Consider the following 5,268-nt stretch of genomic DNA (forward strand, 5'->3'; position numbering starts at 1 on the left):
GATGCCTTTCTGAACACCGGCGAAGCTTCGCAACCGTTTTTGACCACATCGGATGGCACGGTCACTACCTATGGCGACTTGCGCGATCGCGTGGCACGCCGAGCGGCGGCGCTGCGGGCCGCCGGGGTTGCGCCGGGCGACAGGGTCTTGTGCCAAATCGCCAAATCGCCCGAAGGCTTGTACCTTTATCTGGCAACCGTCTGGGCGGGGGCGGTGTTCGTGCCGCTGAACACCGCCTATACTGCAAGCGAGCTGGAATATTTCCTGTCCGACGCAGCACCCGCGCTGCTGATTCTGGATGAAACCACCGCATCGGCACGCCCCAAGGCCGAGGCCGCGAAGGTAAAGGTCGCAACCTCTGCCGATCTGGCGGCCACCGATCTGCCCCCCCTTCCGCCCGTGGCGCGCAAGCCCGACGATCTGGCCGCGATCCTTTACACCTCGGGCACGACGGGCCGCTCAAAAGGCGCGATGCTGACCCATGACAATCTGGTATCGAACGCGCGCGCGCTGAAAGAATGTTGGCGCTTCGGCCCGCAGGATGTGCTCATTCACGCCTTGCCGATCTTTCATACCCACGGATTGTTCGTAGCCACCAATGTCACGCTGATTTCAGGCGCGCAGATGCTATTCCTGCCAGCTTTTGACCTGACCGCCATCGCAAACCTTTTGCCACAAGCCACAACCATCATGGGCGTGCCCACCTTTTATTCGCGAATGATCGGCGATCCGCGTTTTGACAAGGCGGCTTTTGCGCATATGCGGCTGGTAATTTCCGGCTCGGCGCCCCTTTTGGCCGATACCCATGCGGCCTTTGCCGAACAGACCGGGCATGCGATCTTAGAGCGCTATGGCATGACCGAAACCAACATGATCACCTCGAACCCCTATGACGGCGCGCGCAAGGCCGGCACCGTCGGTCTGCCGCTGCCCGGCGTGCAGGTGCGCATTGCCAAACCTGACGCGGCAGGTATCGGCGGGATCGAGGTCAAGGGCCCCAACGTGACCCCCGGCTATTGGCAGAACCCTGACAAGACGGCTGAAAGTTTTACCCCGGACGGATTTTTCATCACCGGCGATCTGGGGCAACTGGACGAGGCGGGCTATGTCTCGATCGTGGGGCGCGAAAAGGATCTGGTGATCTCGGGCGGCTTCAACATCTATCCCAAAGAGATCGAGGTTCAGATTGATGCCCTGCCCGGCGTCAACGAAAGCGCGGTCTTTGGCCTGCCGCACCCCGATTTGGGCGAGGTGGTCGCGGCTGCCGTCGTGCTGAACCCCGGCGCGACCCTGACAGAGGCAGAATTGCTTGCCATGATCGCACCGCACCTTGCCCGCTTCAAACACCCCCGCAGCATTCGCTTTCTCGATGCGCTTCCGCGCAATACCATGGGCAAGGTACAAAAGGCCGAACTGCGCAAGATGGCAATCATGGCCGCTGCAAACTGAACTGCCAAAGGAGGCAACGAGACATGGCCGCTTCGATGACCTGGTCCGAATATGGCGAAACCTGCCGCAAACGCGGGGCAATGGCGAAAGAAGTTTTCGCCTGCACCACCACGCCCGCCCGCGACGGCCCGCCCCCGCCCGACCTATTGGCCGCGCATCTGGCCTATCAGCAAGAACTGGAGGCGAAAGGCCAACTCTTTCTGGCAGGCCCATTGTCCAACGCCGATGCAACGCGATTGAGCGGCGCGGGCCTGATCGTCTATCTGGCCGAGAACATTGACGAGGCGCGCAAACTCGCAGAGGCCGATCCGATGCACCGCGAGGGCCAGCGAAAGTTCCAGCTTCAGGCTTGGCGTCTGAACGAAGGCGCGCCCTTTGGCCTGCCGGGCCTCTCTCGCCACAATCCCACCGGCAGCACGGCGAAATGACCTATCCACCCCGGAAGTCTCCTCTGACAGATGCGGAGTGCGCCTAGAACAGAGGCATGACGGAGGCTGTCTACCCCTCACGTTCTTCACCCAATCGCGCCGCCTGAATCTCTTGCTTCAGCCAGTTGCGAAAGTGACGCGCGGGGGGTGGCAGTGCCCGCCCCTCGGCCGTTACCAACCATTTGGAGTTGCGCGTCGCCCGTCGCCGCGAAAAAGGCTCGACGATCTGGCCATGCGCCAGCGCGTCAACAGCAAGCGTTTCGAACGCAAGAAAAACGCCACTTCCCGAGATCGCCGCGTCAAGACAAAGCGAGGCGTCGGAAAAGACCGGCCCATCGGGCAGATCGCCGGACTTTGGCTCAGCCGGGGCTAACCAATCTTGCCAGCCGAAAATCGCATGCGCATCGCGGATGATTGGCACGTTCCGCAAGTCTGCCGGGGATGACAGCCGTTCTGCAAGCGCAGGCGCGCAGACGGGGAAGATGACCTCGGGAATGAGTCGCTCTGCGCTCGTCCCCGGCCAGGTGCCACGCCCGACGCGAATGCAAAGATCCACGCCACCGCGCCCGGGCGGAACCAGCGCCAGACTCGCATCCAGACGCACTTTCAGCCCCGGATGCGCCGCTTGAAACGCAGGCAGTCGCCAGATTAGCCAGCGCGCCGCGAAGATCGGCGAAACAGAAACCGTCAGCACCTCGTCCCGCTCGCCCTCGGCCAATTCCATAGCCTGCGACAAAAGCGAGAAGCCTTCGGTGAGTTGGGCACAGACGCCTTGGGCCCGCGGGGTCGTAATCATGCCGCGCGGGCCGCGCTCAAAGAGCGTAAACCCGATCACCGCCTCTGCATGCGCGACCTGCTGGCTGACCGCACCGGCGCTCACACGAAGCTCCTCCGCTGCCCGTGTCAGCGAACCGAGTCGGGCGACGGCCTCCACCGCGCGCAGTGCCCGAAGCGGAAGGCGGTTCAGATTCTGCATTCAGGTTTCCTAAAACCACGTTCACGTAGTCTGGATGGACAGACATCATCATTCCGCGCTTTTTGCACCCAGTTTGCAAGGAGTTCGAAATGCCTCAAGTCACTCAAAACTACTTCCGCGCCGCCGCGATCTTTCTGCTGGCGGGCATCGCAATCGGGCTGCAAATGTCGATCAGCGGCAACCACAACGTTACCGGGGCGCACGCCCATGTCAGCCTGCTGGGCTGGGTGTCCTGCGCAATCTTCGGTGTGTATTTTGCGCTCTGCAGGGAAAAGGCCGCGTCCTTCTGGGCGGCATTGCAGTTCTGGATCATCGTCGTTTCCTGCGCGGTCATGTCAGCCGGTCTCTATCTGCTGCTTCTCGGTTACACGGCGATGGCACCCGTCGTTGCTGCGGGCTCGATTGTCTACTTTGTTGGCGCCGCGCTGTTCGTCTGGATTGTCTTCCTACCGCTGACCAATGCCTCGACATCACACAAACGGGTGCCTGGCTGATCGTGATTGCAACATAACCGATCGCACGGCGCACCCGCGGCTCGCTTATCCTGTGGGGTACCACTGGATGAGCGAACGCTCGCGCGGCACGTACCTGAAGAAAACAAAGAGCCTGATCGCAGCGCATCTCTTGTGCTAGAATGTCGCGACCAAGCTTTAGTCGGGGAATGCACAGCTCTCAGGGGTCAAGATGCAAACCGCCTTCAGAACCCTTTCGCTGACACCGGATCATGTCGCCCGGGTCCACCGCCATATCGAAGACACGGGTCCGACGGCGGGCGTGCAGCAGCAGACCGATGCCGATTATGCCGAATGGGTGGCGCGGATAGCCGGCAGCCATCCCGCACCAGACCGGCCGACGCAGTTATTCGCCTTCGGCTCGCTGATCTGGAAGCCCGAGATCGAGCACAGGGCCGAGCAGACCGGCGTCGCCCGCGGCTGGCACCGCGCCTTTTGCCTGCAACAGCACCGGTTCCGCGGCACGCCAGACCATCCGGGCCTGATGATGGCGCTGGATCGCGGCGGGCAGTGCCGGGGTGTCCTCTACGAGTTGCCGCAGGAAGACATCGAGCGCCAGCTTGACCGCCTGTTCCGCCGCGAGTTCACCGTCAAGCCGATCAACAACATGCCGCGCTGGATCACCGTCCAGACCGAGGCGGGGCCGGTGACGGCGCTGGCCTTCGTGATGAATCGCGCCTCGCCCTATTACGCCGGTCGCCTGCCGCTGGAAGAGGTCGCGCGCACCCTAGCCACCGCCTGCGGCCATTGGGGCAGCGGCGCGGAATACCTGCTGAACACCGTGACACACCTCGAGGCGCGCGGCATCCACGACAGCAGCTTGTGGCGCCTGCAACAGCTGGTCGCAGCGCAGATCGACGGGCTGTCTTAGGCTTGGGAAGTTTAGGGGATGACCTGCTGGCCGTCGCCCCGCTCATAACAAGAGCCTTTGGCGTGTTGCGCTGGCCTCCCATCTTTGGGCCGCCGGATGCTGGCGCTTCGGGCTCCGACCACGATGGCGGGCTGTGCGGTGCGAGACCGAGAGTTTGGCATAGATATCCGCAAAACAACCGCCGCGAGGCGGCCATCTGTGCGAGCCAGAGCAGATCCTGAACCTTGGAAAAGAAGATGCTCTCCCTCATGCCCGCCAGATATTGTCACCCCCGCAGGTTAAGAAGGTTCTGCGCCTGTCGAGCCGATTCCAAGTAATTTCATTGACCAGTACATAGGCACGGCAGGCGCACCAGAGCATCGAAAGGGAAAGCAATGCGCGGATGTGTTACCAAGATCGAACGGGCTTCGTCGCGGTGTGGTGTGATCGAAGAGCCGATCGTCACCGCCAAGGGGTATCAACTCGCCGATCCGGCGCATGGCACGCACAAAAACCGCGCCGAACACGCAACCTATGTGCGCACGCTCGATGAGGCGGCAGTGCTGGTTGAGCGCGGCTTTTCGCTGCGCATGGGTGCCAAAGGCAAGCCTCCGTCGCTGATCGCGCCGAAAAGCCTGCGGATCGTGCGAGACGGCGAGACGGCGCTCGTCTGACCCCTCGGTGGGTTCGACAAAGGGGCGCGCCGATGTGTTGAGCGAAGTGATCACCGCAGCCACATCCTCCTCGTAGGGGCTGTCGGCCACCAGCCCTGTAGGGACGCGAACATCCTTAATCCCGGTCTTTGCATAGTCGAGCAAGCGTTTCAGAACGCGTGGCCCGTCACGACTGATGGACCTGTTCCGGTTCTGTTCCAGTCAAGTGCTCATTTTAGGCGGCCTTCTGTTCGAAGGTCACGGGTGATTTCCAGCCGAGGGCTGAGTGTTTGCGGCGCGGGTTGTAGAAGCCGTTGATGTATTCGAAGATGGCGACTTCAACTTCACGGCGGGTTTGCCAGTTGCGACGCCAGACCAATTCGGCCTTGAGCGACTTGAA

General features: G+C 62.0%; 7 protein-coding genes. 5 read left to right on the forward strand and 2 right to left on the reverse strand.

Annotated elements, in window-relative coordinates:
• Positions 1–9: 9 nt before the first annotated feature.
• Both ABY403_RS13000 and ABY403_RS13005 read left to right on the forward strand, forming a co-directional pair.
• A complete protein-coding gene (locus tag ABY403_RS13000) occupies positions 10–1,449 on the forward strand; it encodes an AMP-binding protein (protein ID WP_372841257.1) in 1,440 nt (479 codons plus the stop codon).
• Positions 1,450–1,472: 23 nt separating this feature from the next.
• Entirely contained in the window at positions 1,473–1,877 is a 405-nt protein-coding gene (locus tag ABY403_RS13005; RefSeq protein ID WP_372841252.1) for a YciI family protein, read from the forward strand.
• Positions 1,878–1,947: 70 nt separating this feature from the next.
• On the opposite strand, the gene ABY403_RS13010 is transcribed toward ABY403_RS13005, so the two are convergent.
• Positions 1,948–2,853, reverse strand: coding sequence for a LysR substrate-binding domain-containing protein (locus ABY403_RS13010; protein ID WP_372841253.1), 906 nt, complete (start codon positions 2,851–2,853; stop codon positions 1,948–1,950).
• Between the two features lie 89 nt (positions 2,854–2,942).
• Between ABY403_RS13010 and ABY403_RS13015 the strand changes: the two genes are divergently transcribed.
• From ABY403_RS13015 to ABY403_RS13025, 3 genes are all read left to right on the forward strand, one after another.
• On the forward strand, positions 2,943–3,347 hold the full coding sequence (locus ABY403_RS13015; protein ID WP_372841254.1) for a hypothetical protein: 405 nt from the start codon (positions 2,943–2,945) through the stop codon (positions 3,345–3,347).
• A gap of 190 nt (positions 3,348–3,537) precedes the next feature.
• Positions 3,538–4,236 (forward strand): gamma-glutamylcyclotransferase, encoded by a 699-nt coding sequence (locus ABY403_RS13020; protein ID WP_372841255.1) that lies wholly within the window; start codon positions 3,538–3,540, stop codon positions 4,234–4,236.
• A 374-nt stretch (positions 4,237–4,610) separates the two neighbouring features.
• On the forward strand, positions 4,611–4,889 hold the full coding sequence (locus tag ABY403_RS13025) for a hypothetical protein (RefSeq protein ID WP_372841256.1): 279 nt from the start codon (positions 4,611–4,613) through the stop codon (positions 4,887–4,889).
• Positions 4,890–5,103: 214 nt separating this feature from the next.
• Here ABY403_RS13025 and ABY403_RS13030 read toward each other — a convergent pair.
• On the reverse strand, positions 5,104–5,268 hold a 165-nt coding region (locus ABY403_RS13030; RefSeq protein WP_372841258.1), incomplete at its 5' end, for an IS3 family transposase.

Origin of the sequence: Phaeovulum sp., from assembly GCF_041596715.1 — a bacterium.
Classification (GTDB): domain Bacteria; phylum Pseudomonadota; class Alphaproteobacteria; order Rhodobacterales; family Rhodobacteraceae; genus UBA6213.

Excerpts from the sequence above, each read along its gene's own strand:
- ABY403_RS13015 (WP_372841254.1), top strand. The coding sequence starts at position 2,943 with ATGCCTCAAGTCACTCAAAACTACTTCCGCGCCGCCGCGATCTTTCTG.
- ABY403_RS13005 (WP_372841252.1), top strand. The coding sequence starts at position 1,473 with ATGGCCGCTTCGATGACCTGGTCCGAATATGGCGAAACCTGCCGCAAA.
- ABY403_RS13025 (WP_372841256.1), top strand. The coding sequence starts at position 4,611 with ATGCGCGGATGTGTTACCAAGATCGAACGGGCTTCGTCGCGGTGTGGT.
- ABY403_RS13020 (WP_372841255.1), top strand. The coding sequence starts at position 3,538 with ATGCAAACCGCCTTCAGAACCCTTTCGCTGACACCGGATCATGTCGCC.
- ABY403_RS13010 (WP_372841253.1), bottom strand. The coding sequence starts at position 2,853 with ATGCAGAATCTGAACCGCCTTCCGCTTCGGGCACTGCGCGCGGTGGAG.